Genomic DNA, 23,963 nt, shown 5'->3' on the forward strand with positions numbered 1-23,963 from the left:
CATGAAACTATTTGATTACTGCGCGCACCCAGCGCGCATTCATGGCTGTTTGATGGAGGCACCGTTACACGGTGTTTTTATTGGCGAAATTTGTATTGTTGAACGTTCTTTAGCCTCAAGTGAATGTCTCGCAAAAGCACAAGTTGTCGGCTTTAAAGAAGGGCTGACAGTGCTGAGCTTAATTGGTCGAATCCAAGGATTAACTCGCGAGGTTGTTATCCGCCCAACAGGACAATCTTTTGTGTTTGCAATGAATGAGCAACTGTCTGGCAAAATCTTTGATGCTGCCGGTGAGCAGGTTGGCACACTCGGTGAACCAGCAAAGGAAAGTGTGTTAAATGAATCCAAGTTAATGCGTATTGATAGCCCACCTGTCAGTGTTACCTCAAGGCGCGCTATTGATGAACCTCTCATTACTGGAATTCGAGCTGTCGATGGTTTATTAACTTGTGGGTTAGGGCAACGCATTGGTATTTTTGCGGCCGCAGGCAGCGGCAAAACATCGTTAATGAATATGATCATTAACCACGCTGAAGCGGATATTCATGTGATGGCTTTAATTGGGGAGCGTGGTAGAGAGGTTATTGAATTTATTGATGAACTGCAAAACTCACCTCATGCAGGTCAGACTATTTTAATATACGCGACCTCAGATAGTCCTCCAATTGAACGCTGTAATGCCGCTTTACTGGCGACAACAATTGCGGAATATTTTCGTGACCTTGGACGCAATGTATTGCTTTTTGTGGACTCCATGACTCGTTATGCAAGAGCCTTACGGGATGTTGCATTAGCTGCGGGTGAATTACCTGCTAGACGAGGTTACCCCGCATCTGTTTTTGAACAACTTCCCATGTTGCTTGAGCGACCCGGACGTCTCCAAAAAGGGTCGATAACCGCGTTTTACACGGTGTTACTCGAAAGTGAAGATGAAGCAGACCCTATTGGTGATGAGATCCGTTCGATTTTAGATGGGCATATTTATTTAAGTCATAAGCTAGCCGGAAAAGGGCATTATCCCGCTATTGATATTCTGCATAGTATTAGCCGCGTCTCCTCGAAAGTAACAACAGAAAAACATCAACAATTCGCGATTAAAGTCCGTGAGCGGTTATCGCGATTAGAACAAATCCAATTGTATTTAGAGCTTGGAGAATATCAGCGTGGTGAAAGTATCGATAATGATAATGCGTTAGATAAAAAAGAGGAAATAGAGCAATTTTTAAAACAAAAAATCAATGAAGCAGAACATTTTGATGCAATGTTAAATCAACTCAGTCATTTGGCATCCTAATGATTAAAGACCTCCTTGCACTCAATGAAAAACGGTTTGAAAGCGTTTTGCAGGAGCAATTGAAATTGCAATCATTCATGAATGCATTGCAACAACAACGTACAGACATTCAATCACGAATTAATGTGTTGAATACACAAACGGGTTTATATGAATTATCGGCGGAATTAAACAAAGTTGCTTTTTGGGAGCGTCAGCGACTAAAAGCCGCCTTGTTAGCTGAAATTGCCCACCTTGAATATCAAATTGAATCGATGAGTGCCGAGTTAACCAAATATGAACAATCACGAAAACATCTTGTTCAGCGTATGTTCACTTTACGTAACAAGTGCGAAAAATTCCGAAATTATCTCAAGCAGCAACGAATTGCTCGGTGTTTAAAATTAGAACGTCAGCAACAAAATGAAATTGAGGAGTTGTCCGTTTATGACAACAATAAAATTGGAACTGAATGAATCTAATGTGGTACCGATAGATAAGCAAACGATGCCAGCCGGCAATGGAAAGCCGCTCGATAATCTATCCGTACTCAAAAAACAGATGAAAGCATTGGCAGCGAAGCACGCTCACCGTTCGACACCGAAAAAACACCGTAAAAAGCAGGCTGAAGAGTGTATCGTGCCATTATTGATGCAGTTGCCTATTCACTTACGCCATACGGAAACAGCCGAAAAGCTTATGGCGTTTTGCCAATTAGGATTAAATGTCGAGAAGGGGGCTGACGAAACCTTTCAGGGAGAACACTTAGCGGCAGAGATATTACCGGTAGCAACGGTCAGCATGTTGCAGAAGGACGGCGGTGGAATATTCGGGAATTTCAATAACACTCAACAGCATCATTTCCCCAAAAGCCAGTTAAAAGCCACCCCAGAGAAACAGGCGCTATTCGGTGAAACCATCAATAAAAATATTGCCGACAGTTTGCAGCCTTCTTTAGCGACACAACAAGCCAAGCCACAACGTAGTGTTCAGCAATTGGCCTCGTCAAACTTGCTATCGCCGATAAAATCCCGAGATATACCACAGTCTAATATTGATTTGACCCATGTTGAGACGTCACAAGTGCCTGTTCAACCTTCGGTCATCACGCCTAAAATACACCATGGTATTCAATCTTCCTCCCTGTTATCTGAAATACAGGATGGCGTTCAGTGGCCTGTCACCTTATCTGAAACTGCTCCCACGACTCAGTCATCGACAACACTGCCTGACACTCAGCATGCCTCTTCATTGGCTTTCGCAGAGGCTCATCCAACAGAAAATGTCACGTTAAATACGTTCACTGTGCCTTCTCTGTCGCTTGAAAAACAACGAACAGCGGTAACTGAACAGCCGATTAATGTGCCAATGGATACCGAGAGTACTCAGTCTACGCCAGTGTCTCAGGTTCAGTCGCTGGCAGAGCGCCTTGATGTACTTGAACAACAAAATGGGACTTTGCCTGCACCGATGAATGCAAACATACAGGTTCATACAACAGCTCAAGCGCGGCAATCCACAACAGTGGCGATGAATACGGCACAAGTTAGGGCTGAGATGACTGAGCAAATGACGGAAAAAGTCGCAAAAATTGAAGGACGCAGCCTCACTTATACCTTTAGTCGATGGCAAAGTAGTCCCGCGGTGACGTTTGAATTGAATCCGCATGGTGGAGAGTTACTCGCCAGTACAACTAGTCAGGAAGTTCATCAAGTATTACGTGAAAACCAACACCTTTTTCGTGGTGAGCAGCCTTTATCGATTCGTTATGAAGGTCAGCAGCATGAAAAGCAACGCCAACAGCAGCAAGAACACACTGAGCCAGAAGATAACTAATTATGTTGAATATTCGTCGTATTAGCCCACGAGAAGTGCAAATGCGCGCTTGGCAGCAGCGTTATCAACCTGATGCCGATGTCGTTGTACCTAAATCAGGGGAGCGTTATTTTCGTCTGACGTTAGGGGGCGAGAAGGAAACCGTACAGGTGCTCGTGCATGTCGGTGAATGGTGTGATTATCGTTGGCCAACATTGATACATTATGCATGGGATGCCCTTAATGAGGCCGATTTGGTTAGCTTGTTTCATTCTGAATACCCTAGGACTCTTTTTTTCTCCGAACGTTTCCGTTGCCGAAATATTGAAATTATTGATGATGAGAGTGTCACTCAGCATTGGTTATGTGTGCATGAGTCTCACCTAGGAAAAGTGTTGCTGTCCTCTCCAATTAATGGGGTAGCACGGCAACCAGTCGAAAATCGTTTTATAGAATGTTTGCGATTACAAGCAGATTGGATATTAGGCCATAGCGATATCAGCGTGAAGCTGTTGCAATCCATCGAATTACACGATGTGTTGTATATCCAAAAATTACAACTGCATATGTCAATTGCAGGGCGTCTGTTTGCCCGTTTTCAAAAACAACAAGAAGGCCAATTTATGATTGAGGAAATGATTGATTCGGAGACTGAAAATAACACTGAGGCGTCAACGGAAGCACTGATTGATGAAGTCGTGCAACCATTTGATGTAAATACGTTATCGGTCAAACTGACATTTGTATTAGGTCACAGTGAAATCACGATTAATGAGTTAGCGAATATGCAGCTTGGCTCAATATATTCCATTGGTGAGAATAAAGAGCGCGAAGTTAAAGTTTATGCAAATAAACAGTTTATTGCGGAAGGGGAGCTAATCTATATTGGCGATAGTGATGAGTTAGGTTTAGAAATCACTCGTCTTGGCAATTTAGGCGATAGAAGGCTTTAATATGTCTATCGTATCTAATGAAATTCCGCTATTAGCTGTTATTTCTCTTGCTACATTACTGCCGTTTCTTATTGCGGCAGGTACCTGCTATCTCAAAATATCTATTGTATTAATTATGGTACGTAATGCGATGGGGGTACAGCAGGTACCGTCAACGATGGCATTAAACGGTATTGCAATGCTGTTATCTTTATTTGTCATGATGCCGGTTGTTCAAGATATTAATCATTATATGCGTGAAGAAAAGGTGGATTTTACGCGTGTGGAATCGGTCGATAATTTTGTTGAAGGTGGATTAGGCCGTTATAAAGCATATTTACTAAAATATTCCGATCCTGAACTCATCAATTTTTTTGAGTCCGTACAAAAAGGCACGAATGAAGAAATTAATTATATAGAAGAGGGTCAGACAACACTTTTTTCATTATTACCTGCTTATGCATTAAGTGAAATTAAATCTGCATTTGAAATTGGTTTTTATATCTATTTGCCTTTTGTGGTCATTGATCTGGTGATCTCTAGCATTCTTTTAGCACTCGGTATGATGATGATGAGCCCTGTCACTATATCAGTGCCGGTAAAATTGATTTTATTTGTAGCTATTGACGGGTGGTCACTCATTTCCAAAGGACTAGTGATGCAATACTTTGAATTAGCACAACAATAATGAGGAAATGCCATGGATGCAATTATTTATAGTAGCAATAAGGCGATGTTACTGATTGTTATATTATCGGCACTTCCTATTATTGTTGCGACGGTTGTCGGCTTATTTGTTGGCCTGATTCAAACGGTGACGCAACTTCAAGAGCAAACATTACCTTTTGGTATTAAGTTACTGGCAGTGTTTGGCTCTTTATTTATGATTTCAGGTTGGTTGGCTGATAAAGTCATGAGCTATGCGCTAGAAGTATTCACAATGGCAATTCCTGCCATAGGATCGTTAGGATGAATCAAGATATATTGTCTTTTTATTCATCGCTCTATTTTACGTTTCAACAGCAATTAACCATCGTCGCGATTGCTTGGATACGAATTGCGCCTACCCTTTTTTTTCTGCCATTTCTCAGTAATAAGTTACTGAATAGCAGCGTGATTAAAAGCTGTGTCACGATTTATATTGCATTAGGATTATGGCCTTTTTTATCTGCCCATGAATTTCAATGGGAGAATGTCAGTGTTGTTGAGGTGGTTGTTTATGAATTGACGATAGGGGTCGTGATCGCGTTTATGTTAGCGTTGCCGTTTATGATTGCGAGTGTTATCGGTGAGCTAATTGATACGCAACGCGGTGAAACAATCAGTAGTATTGTTGACCCTGCAAGCGGTAGTGAATCATCTGAGCTGGCTGTCTTCATCAGTTATATCATCTGTATGATCTTTCTATCGCAGGGGGGAATGGTATTATTAGTCAAAACGTTTGCTCAAAGTTATCAAACCCTTCCTTTCGCGGCTGGATTCGCTCAATTTAATAGTTTACCTATAGGGGAATGGATTAATCAGATGGTGGTGAAAGGGGTTACATTAGCATCCCCTATTTTAGTCACCCTATTTATTAGTGAAGTTGCGCTGGGGTTATATTCCCGATTCTGCCCTCAACTTAATGCCTTTTCTTTATCATTAGCAATCAAATCAATTATCGCATTTATTGTCTTTTTACTCTATTTTCAAAATGAAATACCAGAAATTTTAGTCAATTTAATTTCACTTTCGACACTGAATGAAATTTTCAATTCTTCGATGCCATAATCGAGAGAGTATAAGATGGCAGAAAAAACCGAACAGCCTACTGAGAAAAAAATTAAAGACTCTGCCAAAAAAGGGCAAAGTTTTAAAAGTAAAGATAGTGTTGCCGCATTAGTTTTAGTTGTGAGTGCCTATGTGATTTCAGGCGCCACCAGTTTATTTGAAATTGGGGGCTTGATGAGGCGTCTTTTATTATCACCTAATGACATTAATATTGATAAGCTATTTTCAGAATTTATTGGTATTTTTTTTGTGATTGTTTCTCCGGTGCTATTAGCGAGTTTTCTTTCAGGTTCAATAATCTCCTTATTACAGAGCCGCTTTCGTTTAGCAACAGAGGCAATAAAAATTGATTTTTCTAAATTAAACCCTATTTCTGGGATAAAAAAGATATTTTCGCTCAATTCACTTAAGGAGTTGGTTAAAGCCTTTCTATATCTCATTGTTTTTTCAATTTCTGCGAGTGTCTTTTTTTTCTTATGGCGACACGATATTTTTTTACTTTATCGGACCACAATAAATGGCATGATTTATCAGTGGGTTGATCTCTGTATGAGTTTTGTTGTGGTTTTTTTAGCCGTAGCGTTACTGATCATTATTATTGATGTCATTACCGAGTTTTTCCTATTTATTAAAGGCTTAAAGATGGAAAAACAGGAGGTAAAAAAAGAGTATAAAGATAATGAAGGTGACCCTCATTTAAAAAGCGCGCGTAAAGGTTTGCATCATGAAATACTGTCTGAAGAAGTAAAAGCAAATGTCCGTAATTCAACCTTTGTTATGGCAAATCCAACCCATATCGCGATGTTAATTTATTATGATGATAATATAGCGCCATTACCTTTTTTATTATTTAAAAGTCGTGGTCTACAGGCCAAAATGATTATTAAATATGCAGAGCAACAAGGAATACCGGTTGTCAGAGATATTCCATTAGCACGAAAAATATGGCGTTATTATCGAAAAGACAGTTTTATTGATGAACATTGCTTACAAGATGTTATGCAAATCATTAATTGGTTATTACGTATTGAATTAGAAAAAATGGGAATATTTGTTGATGACGAATTGATGAGATTAATTAATGAAGAGGAAGTGACTCAAGAAAATAACCAAAATTAATTGTTTGCTAATAATATCGTTTTTTATAAGAGAATTAAACATTGATTAATTAAGATGCAACTATCACTGTGGAGCATCTTATATCTTCAATAACTTATGGGGTTAATATATGAAGAGTGAAAAAGAGCAACAACCCGTTGATATGGATGAGTTACTTGAAAGTATTACGTCTGCTTTAATGAATGGCTCAACATATAAAGATATTCATGGTATTTCACAAGATATGATGGATGGAATTTATGCCTATGCATATGAATTTTATCAGCAAGGTAAATTAAAAGAAGCGGAGACTTTTTTTCGTTTTCTCAGTATTTATGACTTCTATAATACCGATTATGTCATGGGATTAGCGGCTGTTTATCAATTAACTAAACGTTATGAAAAAGCCTCTGAATTATATGCGTTAGCATTTGTTTTAGCGAAACATGACTATCGACCATTATTTCATGCAGGCCAATGTAATTTAATGTTGAAAAAGAGTAGTGCTGCTTTGCATTGTTTTGAGAGTGTTTGTGACAGTAGTACCGATAGTGAGTTAAAAGCCAAATCGCAGGCTTACCTTAATGCATTGAAAAAGAATCTTGAAAAGACTGATTCAGCGCAGGAAGACTCTTCAATAAAGTAGAGGAAATAATATGGCATCAATGACAAATATAACATCTGACAGAATAGGTTTAGTTAAAGCCTTTCAACAAGGTGTTAATCCATTAGAAATGGGGGAAAACATCGCTAAAGCGGTGTTAAGTATGGAGGTTGCATGCGAAGAATTAACATCCAATGAACAAATGAAACGCAGTAAGCTAGAAAGCCAGCCACAACTGCAAGAACCGAAAAAAGGGGTGAATGCCAGAGTCTCCATGTTGGAGGCCTTCTCGTCGATACGTAAGATATTAGGTGAAAATAATATCAATGAATTACGTAATCAACTGCACCAATTAAATATTGAATCGGAAGCACTAAAACAACAAGGGGAATCCTTATTTAATTCGTTTTCAGAGAGTACCAAAAAACTGGAAACAAAAAAACAAGAAGTCGCGTCGATTAAACAAGCAGTAGAAAAAGTTGAAACTCGGTTAAATAAGCTGACAGTAACCCAAAATCAGCTACAGACCGATATTGATGATAATACTCAGCAACAAAACGCAGTGAATAAGGAATTGGTCACGGCACAATCAAACCTATCCTCATTAGCAAAAGAACCTAGAACAGCAGAGACATTGTCAAAGTTTCATCAATTAACGCAGTTAGTTAACACGCTAACATCCGAACTGGCTCATTTACAGGAAAAAGGGCAACAGCTTATTTTGCAGCGGAATGATGTGACCGCGCAAATGAGTCAGGTAGAAGCTGAACTCGCGGTACTTAGTCCACAACTTGAAGATGCGTATAAGGTTCTCACTGGGCTTGCTCAGAGTGCCGATAGTGATCGAAGTGTATTAAATAATTTTATTGATACCGCCCCTCGCCCTGTTGAAGTGGATGGTGAGAAGTGGGAAAACACCCTTGCGTTATTAACGATGTTGACCGCATCGCTGAAAAAAGCGATGAATGAAGACTCTATTCGTAGTATGAAAGAGCAGGAAGAGGTGATGGCTAAGATCAGCGAAGCCTCTCGTAAAGATTCAGAAAAAAAAGCCAAAGAAGCTGAAGAGGCTCAACATAAAGCTGACGCTGCGAATAAAGCGGCATCATGTGCCAGTAAGATTTTTAGCTACGTCATGTTAGCAGTATCGGTTATTGCGACAGTTGCAACATTCGGCGCGGCTGCCCCATTAACACTCGCTGTTGCTGCCATCGGTATCGCAATTTCGGTCACTGATATCGTGTTGGAAGAGACGGGTAATGCCAGTTTAATGCAGATGCTAGCAACGGAAATTTCAAATGTTGTCACGGATATGCTGGTGTCGTTTGGAATGTCTGTGGAAGAGGCGAAAAAGATTGGTAGCATTGTTGGCATGGTAGTTGCCGCTGTCGCTTTTCTGGCTCTCTCTTTGGTTTCTATGTCCTCTTTTGTGAAAAACATCGCCAATACCGTAAAAACAGTCGCCAAAGTGGCGGCAAATTCACTTAAAACGGTCGTAAAAAGCACAGTGAAGGCGATAACGAATACGATCATCAACCTCGTTAAAAAGCTACTCAGCAAAATAAAAACGTTAGGTAAAGCCGCGGATGACATGGTGGTATTAACGAAATTGACTAAATTGACGGATGCGGCGGAGGAGTTGCAAAGTACAGTCAAAACCGCCAATCAGGTCGCGAAGAAAGCTCGTGATATCAAAAATATTGCGAAAGCAGCCGATAGAACGCATGAACAGGCTGACAGTGCAAAAAGTGCAGCGAAAAACGTAAATAAGATCAATGAACAGACTGACGGCATCAAAGATACGGTGAAAACGGTTGATAAGATGCATCAGCAAGCAGATAGCGTCAAAGATACGGTGAAGGTGGTCGATAATGCCGCTGATCGAATTGATGATGTTGCTGATATCGTTGATACAGGGAAAAAACTTGGAAAACAGAGTCTATTAGCGTCACGCGTAGAGGTCGGTGCGAAAGGGGCTGGCGTTGCTACGTCAGTAACAAGCACGGTCACTGTTGGTGCATTACGTTTAGAAGGGGCGGCACAATTACGAGAGCTTAAGAAGTTATTCGCCAAAATGATGATGAATGATGAAATTATTAAAGTTCTCGATGAGTTGCTGGAGTCCCTGATTAAGATGCTGTCAAAGCAATACGAAGTGTTTAATCACCTATTCACTGACACGCTGACATCACTGAAACAATCCAACGACCGTAAAGCCAGTGCAATCAGTCTCTCTAATTATGCCTAATTCTCATCAAGGAGCCCTATTATGACGACAATTTCATCACCAACGCAGTTTTCTATGCCAACTCAAAAGTTAGACAATCTTGAGGGGGGAGCTGTTTTGACGGGTCGTGATACTCAAACGCTGTCAACACCAGCCGCTGCACCGCAAGTCTCTATCAGAGATGCCGTTGAGATTACGGTACCAAGATCACAAGATAAGCCGTTATTAAAGCGCCCTGAGCAAGCGACTGTTAACCCATCGTTTCTGTTTGATGCGAAAAACATGAATAAGGCGGAGCTTGAAGAAACATCGAAAGTGATCAGTGGTTTTTCATCGGCTTACGCCAACCTTCAAGCGCATATTGCGGTAACGGCAACCAAAGTTGAAAACGCCGTAAGAGAAGTGATCGCGGAAGAAAATAGCAAGTTGGAAAACATGTTTCCAACGATAGCGAATTTGGACGAAAGTGAGATCAAGCAATTATCTCAAGGGGTTAACTTAATGCTGGCGGCATCTGCAATTAAAGATGTGCAAGTGGCTCAAGCAAATAGTGAAGATGTAAAACCTGGAATTCAGTCTTTTGATGCAATAAAAGATAGCCAATTTATCGGCATTATGAGTAGCGATATTTTAATGGAGCTACGTAATCTATTGAGTCAGATTAAGTCGATCATTAATACGACAGACCGCCAACTGCAAGCCGATTTTTTAAAGTTAAAAGCACAAATGGTGCAGAGCGCGGCAGATACGACGATCAAAGAAGGTGAGAAAGCGTTTCTTGGCGCGGTATTAGGTTTTGCGGTATCGATGGGGGTCACGCTGGCGGGAGCGGCATTACAAACTAAGCAGTTAGTGAAGCAAACGAAAGCGATCAATATGCATGGTGTGGCAAGAAATCAGCATACTTCGAGCGCGCAGGATTCGATTGAATTGAGTCGTGCATCAACCATCAAAACGACGAATAAGGCCCTGAATCAGCAAAATGATTTGGCAAGTTTACGTCACCAAGATGCCGGAAGACGTAGTCAACTAAAAGCAGATGAGCATCAAACAAAACTGGATAAAATCACCAATCAAACACAAAAGAAATCCAGCATTATTGAGAGTGTGACTCGTCTATCTGATAACGCGGGGCAGCTAGTGACATCTGCTGTACAAATGGATGTGAAGGCATTGGAAGCACAAAAAATGGTCTTGCAAGATATTGGTGATACTGCACGGTCTATCGCCAATGATAAAGAGAAGCAGATCGATACGGTTTTGGATCTGATGAAAAAAGTATTCGATATCCTTAAAGACGTTATTGAAGGGCAGATCAGAACTTTCCAAGCTGTTGCAACGAGGGGTTAAATCGATGAGTATGAGTGAAATTAATCCAATGCTCCCACAGTGTAATCCCATAACCACTTCCGCTAACAGACTCACGGCGCAGAGCAATTTACAGCTCAGCCCAGTAGGGGGGAATTTTGTGGTCGATAGGGCAACGAACCCAGAAGAGCAAGCAGAAGCAGTCTTAAAACATCATGATGTGCATGTACCCGAAAAAATTTACCAATACACAGATAGGCAAGAAACGGAGGAAGACATTAAGGTAAAATCCCGCTTAGTTGAGCGCGAATTAAAAAATACCACAGATTTCTATAATAGTGCTTCCACTAAAATTGCAGCAGAGGTTATTCAAGACGGTCGATCTCATATAACCAGTATTTTTAATGTCATTAACGATGTGAATTTAGATTATCAGAAAAGTTTTGGTGAAATTACTAAAGCGGCAACCCAGTTTATGGAAAAAGTTAATAAGGGGTTGGGCGCGATTAGCCAATGTTTAGATAGTGGTAGTAATGGTTATATTAAGTTTAATAAGCAAAAGTTTTTTAATTTACTAAAGGATAGTTTGCAAGATTATACTTATGCGCACACTAAAAATTTTTGGGATCACAATTTAAGCATAGATAACATTGATAATGTGATTAAGCCAATGGCTCGCTTTGATAGCAAACCGGGTATGTTAGCTTTTTGGCAAAAAAAATTGAATGGGCAAGGCTTTTTAGTTAAAGAAATAGACCATGTTATCTATATTTATCCTGATATGCAGCCGATAAAAGATATTTATGAAACCGTTAATCCAATCATGGGGGCGAGTACGCCAGAAGGGGAGATGATGGTGCAGACTTTCCAAAGTATGCAAACGGCGATAGATAGTAAAAAGAATGCGGTTAATAATAGCGTATCGCGTTTATTAGAAACCTTTCGACAAGATAATAGCCATTTTGAGACACTGACTCAGTTGTTAATTCAATTATTAAAAGACCTATTTCAATATAATGTTGCTTTTGCCAATACCTAATTAGTTTTAATTTTCCCATTATTTAAATGAGATATAATCATATTATATCTCATTACCTTCAGATATTAATGATAGAAATATAATGAAGAGTAATATTCTATGCGACCAAATTCATTAGCGCCTTTCAATAGCTATATAGATACACATTCGACTAAAAGAGTGGGTGTCACTAGCCAAAATATGTTCATGGCAAATCATATTGGGAATGTTTCTAGTGTAGCAGAAACCTCGCCTCTAGAAGCTAAACAAACTATGGCTATTCAAGCGGATAGTATCGCGTTACATCGACAACTGAATGATGTTAAAGCGAATAAAATAGCAGAGATGTTAGGCAGTGAAGCCTTAAAGTATCATATGACTCCTGAGAGTATTCATCATATCTTACAGGAAGATAGAAATCATATTAATGCCGTATTAACCTCCTTTTCATTATTAAATAGAGAGGAAATAACCCCCGCCTTAATCAAGCATACGGCAAAAGTGGTTTCAGCTGCATCGGAGAAGTCAAAAGCAGTAGCAAGTCAATCTCTCAGTAAAGAGTTACAAAATATCTTAGCTAAGTTGCCCAATCAGGCCAATACCCTTAAACAGCGCTTTTTAGCTGAGTATGTTACACCTGCTATCAAGGCAAAGCTGAATGAAAATTACACGGATAGCCAACTAAAATCGATGGCGGGGCTGTCGCCTGAACAGTCTGTTGATGATGCAACATTGGTCACTCATTTTTTAACGGGCTCACTGCTGCAAGGCAAAACGGCGCGCTTTGATAACGCGATGCAAGCTTATCAAAAACATAATCTCTGGGCAGATAAAAATGCCTGCTTGGAACAAGGATTTCGTGCCTTAGAGGAGCATATTGAGACAATCGGTTTGAATGTGTCAACGACCCCAGCCGCATTGTCGTCACCTGAATCAAAAATGACCGAAAAGCCTCCGGTCACTCAGCGAAATGTCCCGCTATCTTCTGCTGCCTCACCGCAGCCAGATGATGTGGATGGTATGCCGTATCGTACCAGCGATCAAGCATCAGCACCGGTCATCAATAATTATTATATAACCAATAACTATGCATGCCCTCATTGCATTAATAAGGTCTCTGATACGCCGAGTCATTATGCTAATGCGACAGCAACGGTAACCATTGACGGTGTCACCACGTTACCGACAGCCCAGAGTCAAACCGTTACGTCCAAAAGTGCAGCATCGGCGGCAGATGCGCCGACAAGCTACCGAACTGAATTGCATGTTCAGCTCAACGATGAAGGAAAAACGGTTAAAGGAAGTGGCTCGTTACCACAGAATAATGTGGTTCAGACTGACTATAACGCGCCTTCTCAGCAGCCGTTAAAAGATAAACCGAGTGATGAACTATCAGAGACGACACGGCAGCCAGTAGAGGGTAAGGCAGCGCCTTTGCTGCAATCCAACCAAGAAAAACAAGCACCGGTGTCCTCTTCTCGACAGCAACAAGTGGGGGGATATACACGTACAGCGGAGGGAAAATGGCTATCAAACACCCAAAAAATCAACCCGTTTGTGCTCACCAGTCGGGGATTTAACCAAAGTACAAATCCTTTGGAAAGGCAGCGGTATCGGGCGGGTGACTCGAATACTGAGAGTACAAAACTGTTTGCTCAAAACCCGAAGGAGCCACCGCAGAAAGCCGTGGATGGCATTGACGACCAGCTGTTGGAAGAACATGTGACACAACTTACCGATCACCTCTTTGATGCTCATATACAAACGGTGAGCAATTCACGCTTGGTGGATACGGCCAAACAAGTGGTCGTTGAATTAAGCAATATGCTTGATGTCGCGAAGGGTTCTGCCATGGAGCTGAAAAACAACGCATTAGATCCTGAATTAGACACACAAAAATCGTTAGGCAATAAACAGCCGTTGGACGAGCAATCGACAGCAAGTACGCCATTAAAGGGGCATATCAGTGGAGTCTATCACGCGAAGGTGGCACAGGTTGTAGAGGAGCAGCCAATGACAGCTTCTGAGATTGAAAAGGCGCCTGCCGAACCTATTCGAGAGATAGCGCCCTCGAAGGAAAAATTAGATGGTGATACGACGGAGAAGAAATATCGTTGGCAGGTTAATACGGATAATAGGGTATATACGACGTCAGGTGGTCAGGCGAGAGATTTGTCACGGAAAAAACACTATATCGGCAATGACCAGCGGTTTAAATTAGGAAGTGGGTCATGAGTACCCGTCATTTAATTCATCAAACATGGCTTACCGAGCAAATAAAAGCGATCCGCACCTATTCGGGTATCGATAAACCCATTGAGATGGATTCAGCATTAATTTTAGACTTGCATATCGATTCGTTGGAAATGCTCGAGTTAATTACGGCTATTGAAAATTATACTGGCCAACCATTAAACGATAGTATCTGGGTAAAATGGTATCGATTACAGGATATTGTCGACTACCTTTCTCAAGGGAATACCTTGAAATAGCGTGTATATAATGGCCTGAATGACAAGGATGTCCGGGTCATATTAGCGATGAACCACGCGCGCTATCAATAATGAATATCAAGTTTTTTCTAATTAATATTAAATTTTAACCACATTAAACTGCTTATTTATTCTATTAAAAAATATTTTTAGTATTGATAGTAAAAAATAGCTCCCTACTCGCATTTTCACAACATTAGCAGTCACAAAATAAATCCTATTTAGCCGGTTAAAGATCATTTAATCAAAACTCAAAAGACAGTCATGCTATTGGTGAATCGTTATCAAAGGGCGAGTTAATTTTACGAATGGAAGTGGGTGTCAGGTCATCATAAAACGATGTGTTTTTCAGGATTTAAATGAAAAATTTATTTTAAAATAATAAAAAATAGAAAATGAAAAATAACGACCTCAATTGAGTAATTTTATTTATGTTCTTTATATAACAATAAGTTGATAACAATAAAATATATTTTATAAAATAAAAATTACATTAATTTATCATCTCATGAAATCGATCGCGGAATATACGATTCGTTAAATATATATTTCGAAATATTAATTTCATTATCTGGAGATGGGAATGAATGCGATTTCAGCGAGATATACTTTTATTCGCCAAGTTGCTCTTGAAGCCGGCAAATTAGCGGTATCCTACTATTATGACCGAAACCAACTCAACATTGAAAAGAAAAAAGAGGATGGGCAGGACTTAGTCACTATTGCGGATAAAAATACTGAACAATTTATTCGTGAGAAAATTCACCAACAATATCCCCTCGATACTTTATTTGGTGAAGAAGGGGGTTATACACAAGGTGCATCAGAATATACTTGGGTCGTTGACCCTATTGATGGTACTAGTGCATTTATTTTTGGGTTGCCTTCTTGGTGTATTTCGATAGCCCTCTTGGATGAACAACAAAATACACAAATCGCGGTTGTTTATGACCCCGTACAGGATGAATTATTTCATGCAATGGCGGGTCATGGGGCTTATTTAAATCAATCACCTATCAAAGTTAATGCGGTTCAATCCTTGAATGAAGGTTTGCTTGGTGTCGGGATTTCAACTCGCATATCACCTAAATACATTATTCCTTTTTTAGATAAATTACTTCATGAAAAAGGGATGTTTGTCCGCAATGGTTCTGCTGCATTAATGTTGGCTTATGTAGCCGCAGGCAAGCTAATTGGTTACTACGAACCTCATCTAAATTCATGGGACTGTCTTGCAGGCTTATTGTTAATTCAAGAAGCCGGAGGGGTTATGAATAATTATAGAGCGAAAGATAATTTTCTCCTTAAAGGAAATTATGTATTGGCATCGAGTCCAAAGATATATCAGCAACTCGAATCATTTAGAGAATAAAATAATAAAACCACGAAAAGGCTAATAACATGAGTTCTAAATTTTCTTTTTTTGATATAAAAAGGCTACCGACAGGAAAAATCCCCCTCTCTGTACAACGCGATTTATGGTTAAGAAAGTTTATGGAGCCATTCTTTGTGATGTGTTTGGCTTATACAGGGATCTATTTTCTTCGCTATAATTTTAAAGCCGCTACCCCGTTTATTATTGAACAAACAGATTTCACTTTGAGTGATTTGGGCACGGTGGGTTTTGGTTTCTCTATTACTTATAGTCTAGGCCGTGTGCTCCTTTCCTATTATATTGATGGCAAAAATACGAAGAAAATACTCAGCTTCTTACTTATGCTGTCTTGTGCATCTTCATTTGCGATCGGCATGTTTTTACTGTCATCAGGGCATTCTCTTGGTATTTTTATTTTCTTATGGGCACTCACGGGGTTATTTCAGGCTCCTGGAGGTCCTTGCTCTAACTCAACCATTAACCGTTGGACACCCAGAAAAAATCGGGGTCGGTTTATCTCTTGGTGGAACGCATCACACAATATAGGTGCTATTTTGGCTGGGCCAATCGCCTTATTCGGGATGGAGTATGCTTTTAACGGTAATGTGGCAGGGATGTTTATTTTCCCGATTTTATTTGCGGGTGTCATTGCTACATTTGGGATGTTTTTTGGTAAAGATGACCCATCAGAATTAGGTTGGAACACACCAGAAGAAATTTTTGACGAGCCAGTTTCTAAAGATGATACCGCCGCAGAAAGTATGTCAAAGTCAGAAATTTTCATCAAATATGTTCTGAAAAATCCGGCAGTTTGGTTTCTATGCTTAGCTAACCTCTGTGTGTATACCATTCGTATTGGTGTCGATAACTGGAGTGTCGCCTACGTTAAAATGGCACTTGATTGGGATGATATCTCTGCTATTGGTACGATTACAGCGCTCGAATTAGGGGGATTTTTAGGCTCACTCACTTGGGGGTATGTCTCCGATAAAATGGGGGGACGCCGTGCATTACTCGGTATGTTATGTATGATCTCCGTCATCTTCCCATTAATTGCTTACCAAAATATGTCCAGTGTCTGGGGCATTTATATTGCACTCTTTTTTGAAGGCTTCTTTATTTTCGGACCTGTGATTTTGATTGGTATTTCAATCATTGGCTTTGCACCTAAGTGTGCAACGGCGGTGGTTAACTCAATTCCGGGCTTTTTTGGTTACTTATTCGGTGATGGGATGGCTAAAGTCCTAGTTTCTCGTATCGCAGACCCAACTGGCAACGGTATCTCGGTTGGTGGATTTACACTTCATGGCTGGTCGGATACTTTCTATCTGTTATTTGCTGCAACCGCAGTAGGGATAGTGATGCTGGGTGTCGTGGCTATCTATGAAGAACGCAAGATCCGTCGCGATAATCGACTCATTCAGTAAAAGTGTGGTGACTCCCCCATCGATAAGATGGGGGCGTTTTTTGATCAATGTTATTCGATGTTGAAGAAACATTCATAGACATGCTGTAAGTGGTCATGCATGCATCTTGCTGCTTCTTTTGGATTTCTATCTAGAATCGCATTGACGATTAATTGGTGATCTTCGTTCATCGTTTTGGGTAAATCAATATCGGCATAGTGAGATTCCATGCGGATAAAACGTGTTGATTGGCGCATATCCCACAGATGTTCCATCATACTATGCAACACTTCATTTCCTGTCATTTCACTGATCAGCAAATGAAAACGTTTATCTTCGCGCAAAAAGTTTTCGTCATTGTCTTTCTGCTTGATGAGATCTTTCATTATTTCTTGTAATTCAGCGCATTGCTCATCTGTTGCATTACGAGCTGCGAGTTCTGCAATCATAGTTTCGAAAGATTGCCTCGCTTTCAACAAATCACGTAAGCTGAATTCGGTTTCATCTTTTTCTGGTGTTGCACTGACGGTTTCTTTTTTAGATTCAACCTGTGGTAATGGATTGGCGACATAAACACCATTTCCAACTCGAATTTCAATCCAACCTGTCATTTCTAATGCAATAAAGGCTTCACGGATGGATGATCGGCTGACTTCCATCTGTTTTGCAAGTTCTCGCTCAGAAGGCAACGGCTCTCCTGCGTTGAAATCGCCACGTTTTATACACTCAATAATAAGGTTTGAGATCTGGCGGTACAATCGTTCAACTTTCAGTGGGGCTAATGCCATGTTAATTCCTCGGTATTCTCATCCTATCGCCACATATCATACGCTCTAATCGCTGTTAGCTACTAATCTGAATGATAAAAAAACAGATTTGTGAGCCATATCAAGTTAATTTTTTTCAAATTCAATAACTATAATACCGGCCTGACCACCTGACAATCGAGCCACCAGTCATTCAGGTATCATACAATTATAATTACTTTTTTGAGGATGTAACTATGCAGAGTTCAGCATCTGACATAACACCCGATAATATTGCAAAAACCGCCAGGATTAAGAAAATTCAACGTATCTCGTTACTGCTGCTGTTTTTGGCAGGGATCATTAATTTCCTTGACCGAGGTTCGCTTTCGGTTGCTAACGAAGCGATTCGTGCTGATTTAGGGCTTTCAGCAACTCAATTCGGTGTCTTATTATCTGCTTTTTCATTGTCTTACGGTATTTCACAGCTACCATCAGGTTTATTACTCGATAAATTTGGACCTCGTATTGTTTTAGGCGCAGGGTTGATTTTTTGGTCAACAATGCAAGGCATGGCGGGTTTGATCCAAAACTTTTGGCAATTTATTGCATTACGAATTGGCCTCGGAGTGGGTGAAGCGCCCTTTATGCCGAGTGGTGTAAAGGTCGTTAATGATTGGTTTAGTGCGAAAGAGCGAGGTATTCCGATGGGAATATTTAACTCCTCTACGACGATTGGCCAAGCTTTTGCTCCACCAATCTTAGTTGCGCTCATGTTGGCTTTTGGCTGGCGAATGATGTTTATCATCATCGGGGTTGCAGGCATTCTGATTGGTATTTGTTGGTATGCGTATTATCGCAACCGTGAGTCATTAAAGCTGTCAGAAGACGATTTGAAATATCTCAATTCCGGCCGTGATGAAACCCCAAAACAGAAAGTGACGCTTAAAGAGTGGGGCGCCTTGTTCAAAAAGCGTACTGTTTGGGGAATGATTTTAGGTTTCAGTGGTGTGAACTATACGGGATGGCTATATCTTGCTTGGTTGCCGGGGTATTTACAGGCAGAACGGGGATTAAGTCTCGCGAATACGGGATGGGTTGCCGCAATTCCATTCTTATTCGGTTCGCTCGGTATGTTAGTCAATGGCATGGTGGCAGACCGCTTAGCAAAAAAAGGTTATTCATTAATGAATAGCCGCAAAATTTTAATCTGTTTAGGACTGATTTGTTCCGCGGCTTGCACGCTCTTAGTTGTGCAATCGACTTCCACCACTATGGCGGTCGCATTTATCAGTTTAGCGCTGTTCTTTGTGCATTTTGCTGGCACTTCTTGCTGGGGATTAGTGCAAGTGGTGACGCCTAGCAAAATGGTCGCTTCCGTCAGTAGTATTCAAAACTTTGGTAGCTTCATTTTTGCGTCATTCGCACCGATTGTTACTGGTTGGGTATTAGACACCACGGGTTCATTTAATTGGGCGCTAATCGTTTGCTCTATGGTGACATTCGCGGGCGCATTAGCTTACTTCTTCATCGTTAAAGCACCGATCGAAGAAACTGTTACACAATAAATTTAAGGGCACGATACGGTGCCCACATTTTTGAGGTGAGTGATATGGAACAAACATGGCGTTGGTATGGCCCTAATGACCCGGTTTCTTTGAGTGATATACGTCAAGCAGGGGCTACAGGCATCGTGACAGCACTGCATCATATTCCGAATGGTCAGGTGTGGAGTATTGAAGAAATTCAAAAGCGTAAAGCAGAAATTGAAGCGGCGGGCCTTGTTTGGTCTGTCGTGGAAAGTATTCCTGTTCATGAAGAAATCAAAACACACAGTGGCGATTATGAGCAGCATATTGCGAACTACCAACAATCGATTCGTCATTTGGCCGCCTGTGGCATTGATACCGTGTGTTATAACTTTATGCCCGTGCTTGATTGGACTCGCACAGATTTAGAATATGAATTACCAGACGGTTCAAAAGCATTACGTTTTGACCAAATTGCATTTGCCGCATTTGAGCTGTATTTGCTACAGCGCGAGGGGGCAGAACAAGATTACAGTCAAGAGGAAATCGCTCAAGCGAAAGCCTATTATGAAGCGATGAGCCAAGCCGATATTAATAAACTGGTTGGAAATATTATTGCGGGCTTACCTGGGGCGGAAGAAGGCTATACTCTTGAACAATTTAAAGCCCATTTGAAAACATATGCGGGTATTGACAAGGCGAAGCTACGTGAAAATATGGCGTACTTCTTAAAGGCGATTATCCCCGTCGCTGAAGAAGTGGGTGTGAAAATGGCTATTCATCCGGATGATCCACCACGTCCAATTTTAGGGTTACCGCGGATTGTTTCTACCATTGAAGATATGCAATGGCTGAAAGATACAGTGGATAGTATTCACAATGGTTTTACCATGTGTACCGGTTCTTACGGTGTAAGAAGTGATAACGATTTAGTTAAAATGATTGAGCAATTTGGTGATCGTATTCATTTCACTCATTTGCGTTCAACCTGTCGGGAAGATAATCCGAAAACCTTCCATGAGGCCGCTCACCTAGGGGGGGATGTGGATATGTTTGCCGTCGTGAAAGCGATTTTAACAGAAGAAAATCGTCGCCAAAAAGCAGGTAACATGCGTCGTATTCCAATGCGTCCTGACCACGGTCATCAAATGTTGGATGATCTGAAAAAGAAAACCAATCCAGGTTATTCTGCGATTGGACGTTTGAAGGGATTGGCAGAGGTACGTGGTGTTGAATTAGCGATTAAACGCGTGTTTTTCCCCGATTTAAAATAATTGCATTTGCTAGGAAGGTTGGGCAGGCTAGCCCAACCTCTTTAGTAACAATTAAATTATCCCTTCTTCCTGCAACACATTATGAAAATGCTGCACTTCTTCAGGGGTTGCTTGAATACGCTGCATCGGGAAATCAAGTACATAAGGAATATTCTGCTGGGCACTGGCCACCGCGAGCACATAAGTTTTACCATTTGATTCTAAAACGATAGGTGCACTTGTTTTCTTGCCTGAATAACCTGTCGATATTTGTTTCCCATTCAATTCACGCTGATAAGTGGCAATGATTTGTCGATTGGCATTAATGACCTTGGCAGGGATAGCCATCAGTTGCAAAGGCTGGCTCCCGACAGATAATAACTCTTTTCTTATTTTGCTGATGCGTATTTGGGCACGAATAAAAAAGAAGATACAAAAAATAAATAAGCCAATTAATGCAATAGTGGTAACAAAGCGAAGCATGACATTATCGACAGCAACATCTACGGTTAGCTTTGACGGATCTGTCGCATCCATGAGTGGCATGACTGCAATGTCTCCACCGTTCAATCCTACGAAAGTGAAGTCATGGGAGACGACATTGTGTTTATAACGCAACTCAACTTTACAGTTGGTGATCACCAATAAGTTCGTTTTGCAGGAGCCATCAATATCCGCATCAACGGGAACGGCATTCTGGCCAATTTTATAGTCATAAGCGATGTTAGGTAGCTGATACGCACTGAATGCGGTTAATACGACTAGGAACACAATCAAAAATAGCGAACGAATCATGCCGCCATCGCCTGATAGTGGTGTTAATTTTAGTGATCGTTGTGGGAAGGCGTTTAAAACTTTATCTGAAAGTTGAAGATTATTTTGCACAGGTAAAATATCCATTTATGTTAATTTTTAGAGAATTATAAAGATTTGCTGAATAATAATAATGAGATAATTACCAAAAAACACATCAGGTTTACCTGAAAACGTTTTAGTATAGATGGTCTTTATTTGACGCTATCTTAATGTACAGCCTACTCAGTACTGATAAAAGGAACCGAATGATGAGTGGTGAAAATCTTCAGCATGAAAATTTAAACAATAAAAAAGTCATTATTGTGCATGGTTATACGGCATCGCCTGAGAAAAATTGGTTTCCTTGGTTAAAAGCACAGCTTGAGCAGTGTGGGGCTAGCGTATTCGTTCCTGCTATGCCTGATCCACAAGCGCCTGATCCCCAACGATGGTTGCAGTTTTTACTGGATGCAAATATTAAATTGGACACAAATACGGTGTTGATCGGTCATAGTCTTGGTTGTGTTAGCGTATTACGTTTCCTCGCGGAGCAGCGACAGCGGGTAGGTGGTTATATCTTCGTTTCTGGTTTTACTGATGAGCAAAAAACATTGCCTGAATTGAAACCTCATACTGAGTTTATATTCGATTACCCTTATTTGAAATCATTAGCTGACTATCGCGTTTCTGTGATCTCAAATAATGATCAGATTGTTTCCCCGCAGTCATCGAGAACATTAGCGGATAATTTAGAAACAGAGGTTATTACGGTGGAAAATGCAGGACACTTTCTCGATAGGGAAGGGTTTTGTGAGTTTCCACTGATATTGGCACTGTTAAAAAATTGGCGTTGCTAGCGATGCCCAACCAGTAAGACGGCGGGAGTTGAACCCCCGTCTTTTTGGACAAACAGTTAGCCTACTCTCTTCTCAATTGAGCCGGAAGCTAAGTTCCCTTTGTGGAAGCTGGCTTGCCTTGGTGAAATGCGTGCAACCGCTTCAGCAGAACAAGAAGCATCCACGAGGACAAAGCTGGCATCGTCGCCTGCAACTGGCCACACTTGCTTGCCTTTGTTATCCAATGGCAATGTATTCCCCGTCGCGATTGCGAGTGAACGTGATAGAGCATGTTCATCTGGGCGCGTGTAAAGTTGAGCGTATAAATTGGCTTTTTCTAACATGTCGCCTAGGCCAAAAGGAGACCAATGGTCAATAACGCTATCGGTTCCAGACATCACAAATACACCGTGTTCATTCAGTATTTTCAATGGCATATGTAATGTACCGATAGGAACCGTAGTGGCGATGCTAATCTGTTGCTCAGCAAGGCGCTGCGCTGTGGTGTTGGCTTGCTCTGGTGTCAGCGTTGCGAGAGCAAAGGCATGGCTGATAGTGACTTTACCGCGTAAACTGCGGTTTTTATCCACAGTATCAATCATATAATTAATGGCGGCTAGGCCCGCAGGGCTGGTTTCATGAAGATGAATATCAACGCCTTTATTGTAATCCAATGCAATTTGGAACAGGGTATCGAGTGATTTTTCCATCGCACCATCGACGTGAGTTGGATCGAGTCCACCAACATAATGTGCCCCCGCTTGCATTGCTTCACGCATTAAAGGTTCTGATTTGGATAATAGCAAGCCATGTTGTGGGAAAGCGACGATTTCACAGGTTAGGTCCTGCTGATGTTTATCAAGAACCTGTATGAGAGCCTCAAGATTTTTAAGCCCTGAAACGGGTTCGATATTACAATGGCTACGCGCGATAGTTGATCCCTTAGATTGGATCAAGCTGATCAGCGCGTGAGCACGCTCTTGTGTGTAAGGTTGTAACTCAGGGAGTAATTTTTGCTCCAGTGCAATCATATCCAGTATGGTTTTGCCTTCACGTGATTCAGGAGCCTGCCAAGGACCACCATAAAAAGTTTTATCAAGGTGAATATGCATATCGCGAAAAGCGGGGAGCATAAGCTTATTATTCGCACTGTATGCGGCTAATTGGCTATTCTGATGTTGTGTATTTGGCAGGATAGCCACGATTTTACCTTGCTTGATCTCGAGCGTGTGTAACGCTGTTTTCGTGCCGACGACAGTATTATCACGATAGTTAAACCCTGTCTCAAGTAACACATTATCAAGATAATAGTGGCTATCTGTAATCTTTGACGTCGTGCTTGATGGGACTGAATCGGTTTCAGCGATAGCAATACCTGACATCGCACCAAATAGCGTGCAAGTCGCAGCCAGTTTTGCACTCGTAGAAAGGAACTCTCTTCTGTTGGATTGCATAGAAACTCCTTAATTAGGCAGTTTTCAGGTTG

Annotated in this window: 22 protein-coding genes; 19 read left to right on the forward strand and 3 right to left on the reverse strand. The window is 40.9% G+C overall.

The genetic code is table 11. The annotated features are described in order from the left end of the window. The first annotated feature begins 1 nt into the window (after window position 1). The 16 genes from sctN to uhpT all read left to right on the forward strand — a co-directional run bounded on the left by sctN (window position 2) and on the right by uhpT (window position 17,339). A complete protein-coding gene (gene sctN, locus G3341_RS00715; protein WP_163860490.1) occupies window positions 2-1,294 on the forward strand; it encodes a type III secretion system ATPase SctN in 1,293 nt (430 codons plus the stop codon). Next, a complete protein-coding gene (locus G3341_RS00720; RefSeq protein WP_154623048.1) occupies window positions 1,294-1,749 on the forward strand; it encodes a hypothetical protein in 456 nt (151 codons plus the stop codon). Before sctN ends, G3341_RS00720 begins: the two co-directional genes overlap by 1 nt. Next, window positions 1,721-3,109 carry a hypothetical protein gene (locus G3341_RS00725; protein ID WP_163860491.1) on the forward strand — a complete coding sequence of 463 codons (1,389 nt, stop codon included), beginning with the start codon at window positions 1,721-1,723 and terminating at the stop codon, window positions 3,107-3,109. The genes G3341_RS00720 and G3341_RS00725 overlap by 29 nt, the downstream gene beginning before the upstream one ends. A 2-nt stretch (window positions 3,110-3,111) precedes the next feature. Further along, window positions 3,112-4,041 carry a FliM/FliN family flagellar motor switch protein gene (locus G3341_RS00730; protein ID WP_163860492.1) on the forward strand — a complete coding sequence of 310 codons (930 nt, stop codon included), beginning with the start codon at window positions 3,112-3,114 and terminating at the stop codon, window positions 4,039-4,041. A 1-nt stretch (window position 4,042) separates the two neighbouring features. Continuing rightward, window positions 4,043-4,708 (forward strand): EscR/YscR/HrcR family type III secretion system export apparatus protein, encoded by a 666-nt coding sequence (locus G3341_RS00735; protein ID WP_163860493.1) that lies wholly within the window; start codon window positions 4,043-4,045, stop codon window positions 4,706-4,708. A gap of 12 nt (window positions 4,709-4,720) precedes the next feature. Continuing rightward, entirely contained in the window at window positions 4,721-4,993 is a 273-nt protein-coding gene (gene sctS / locus G3341_RS00740) for a type III secretion system export apparatus subunit SctS (RefSeq protein ID WP_163860494.1), read from the forward strand. After that, window positions 4,990-5,790, forward strand: coding sequence for a type III secretion system export apparatus subunit SctT (gene sctT, locus G3341_RS00745; protein WP_163860495.1), 801 nt, complete (start codon window positions 4,990-4,992; stop codon window positions 5,788-5,790). Before sctS ends, sctT begins: the two co-directional genes overlap by 4 nt. A 15-nt stretch (window positions 5,791-5,805) precedes the next feature. Further along, on the forward strand, window positions 5,806-6,909 hold the full coding sequence (locus G3341_RS00750) for an EscU/YscU/HrcU family type III secretion system export apparatus switch protein (protein WP_154635689.1): 1,104 nt from the start codon (window positions 5,806-5,808) through the stop codon (window positions 6,907-6,909). A gap of 109 nt (window positions 6,910-7,018) precedes the next feature. Then, window positions 7,019-7,534 (forward strand): type III secretion system translocator chaperone SicA, encoded by a 516-nt coding sequence (sicA, locus tag G3341_RS00755; RefSeq protein ID WP_154624776.1) that lies wholly within the window; start codon window positions 7,019-7,021, stop codon window positions 7,532-7,534. A 10-nt stretch (window positions 7,535-7,544) separates the two neighbouring features. Further along, window positions 7,545-9,740 carry a type III secretion system translocon subunit SctE gene (sctE, locus tag G3341_RS00760; protein WP_163860496.1) on the forward strand — a complete coding sequence of 732 codons (2,196 nt, stop codon included), beginning with the start codon at window positions 7,545-7,547 and terminating at the stop codon, window positions 9,738-9,740. 21 nt (window positions 9,741-9,761) lie between these two features. Continuing rightward, window positions 9,762-11,069 carry a hypothetical protein gene (locus G3341_RS00765; protein ID WP_154624774.1) on the forward strand — a complete coding sequence of 436 codons (1,308 nt, stop codon included), beginning with the start codon at window positions 9,762-9,764 and terminating at the stop codon, window positions 11,067-11,069. Window positions 11,070-11,073: 4 nt separating this feature from the next. After that, on the forward strand, window positions 11,074-12,066 hold the full coding sequence (locus G3341_RS00770; RefSeq protein ID WP_163860497.1) for a hypothetical protein: 993 nt from the start codon (window positions 11,074-11,076) through the stop codon (window positions 12,064-12,066). A 99-nt stretch (window positions 12,067-12,165) separates the two neighbouring features. Further along, entirely contained in the window at window positions 12,166-14,280 is a 2,115-nt protein-coding gene (locus G3341_RS00775) for a hypothetical protein (protein ID WP_163860498.1), read from the forward strand. Continuing rightward, window positions 14,277-14,537: an acyl carrier protein gene (locus G3341_RS00780; RefSeq protein WP_154624771.1), complete on the forward strand. Its 261-nt coding sequence runs from the start codon at window positions 14,277-14,279 to the stop codon at window positions 14,535-14,537. Before G3341_RS00775 ends, G3341_RS00780 begins: the two co-directional genes overlap by 4 nt. Before the next feature lie 583 nt (window positions 14,538-15,120). Next, entirely contained in the window at window positions 15,121-15,909 is a 789-nt protein-coding gene (locus G3341_RS00785) for an inositol monophosphatase family protein (RefSeq protein ID WP_230085850.1), read from the forward strand. A gap of 29 nt (window positions 15,910-15,938) precedes the next feature. Next, a complete protein-coding gene (gene uhpT, locus G3341_RS00790) occupies window positions 15,939-17,339 on the forward strand; it encodes a hexose-6-phosphate:phosphate antiporter (RefSeq protein WP_163860499.1) in 1,401 nt (466 codons plus the stop codon). A 50-nt stretch (window positions 17,340-17,389) separates the two neighbouring features. Here uhpT and G3341_RS00795 read toward each other — a convergent pair whose 3' ends face one another. Continuing rightward, a complete protein-coding gene (locus G3341_RS00795) occupies window positions 17,390-18,106 on the reverse strand; it encodes a FadR/GntR family transcriptional regulator (protein WP_154623683.1) in 717 nt (238 codons plus the stop codon). A gap of 215 nt (window positions 18,107-18,321) precedes the next feature. On the opposite strand from G3341_RS00795, the gene G3341_RS00800 reads away from it, so the two are divergent. Beyond that, a complete protein-coding gene (locus G3341_RS00800; RefSeq protein WP_163860500.1) occupies window positions 18,322-19,632 on the forward strand; it encodes an MFS transporter in 1,311 nt (436 codons plus the stop codon). Between the two features lie 44 nt (window positions 19,633-19,676). Next, entirely contained in the window at window positions 19,677-20,867 is a 1,191-nt protein-coding gene (gene uxuA, locus G3341_RS00805) for a mannonate dehydratase (RefSeq protein ID WP_154623681.1), read from the forward strand. A gap of 51 nt (window positions 20,868-20,918) precedes the next feature. Here uxuA and G3341_RS00810 read toward each other — a convergent pair whose 3' ends face one another. Continuing rightward, the gene (locus tag G3341_RS00810) at window positions 20,919-21,731 is read right to left on the reverse strand and encodes a hypothetical protein (RefSeq protein WP_244316462.1); all 813 of its coding nucleotides are present in this window, start codon (window positions 21,729-21,731) and stop codon (window positions 20,919-20,921) included. Window positions 21,732-21,910: 179 nt separating this feature from the next. Here G3341_RS00810 and G3341_RS00815 point away from each other — a divergent pair, with 179 nt between their 5' ends. After that, on the forward strand, window positions 21,911-22,498 hold the full coding sequence (locus G3341_RS00815; RefSeq protein ID WP_154623686.1) for an RBBP9/YdeN family alpha/beta hydrolase: 588 nt from the start codon (window positions 21,911-21,913) through the stop codon (window positions 22,496-22,498). A gap of 56 nt (window positions 22,499-22,554) precedes the next feature. Here the strand turns inward: G3341_RS00815 and G3341_RS00820 are convergent, their stop codons facing one another. Then, window positions 22,555-23,931 (reverse strand): amidohydrolase family protein, encoded by a 1,377-nt coding sequence (locus tag G3341_RS00820; protein ID WP_154623679.1) that lies wholly within the window; start codon window positions 23,929-23,931, stop codon window positions 22,555-22,557. Window positions 23,932-23,963 lie beyond the last annotated feature (32 nt).

This window comes from Providencia vermicola (assembly GCF_010748935.1).
In the GTDB taxonomy this organism is placed as follows: Bacteria; Pseudomonadota; Gammaproteobacteria; order Enterobacterales; family Enterobacteriaceae; genus Providencia; species Providencia zhejiangensis.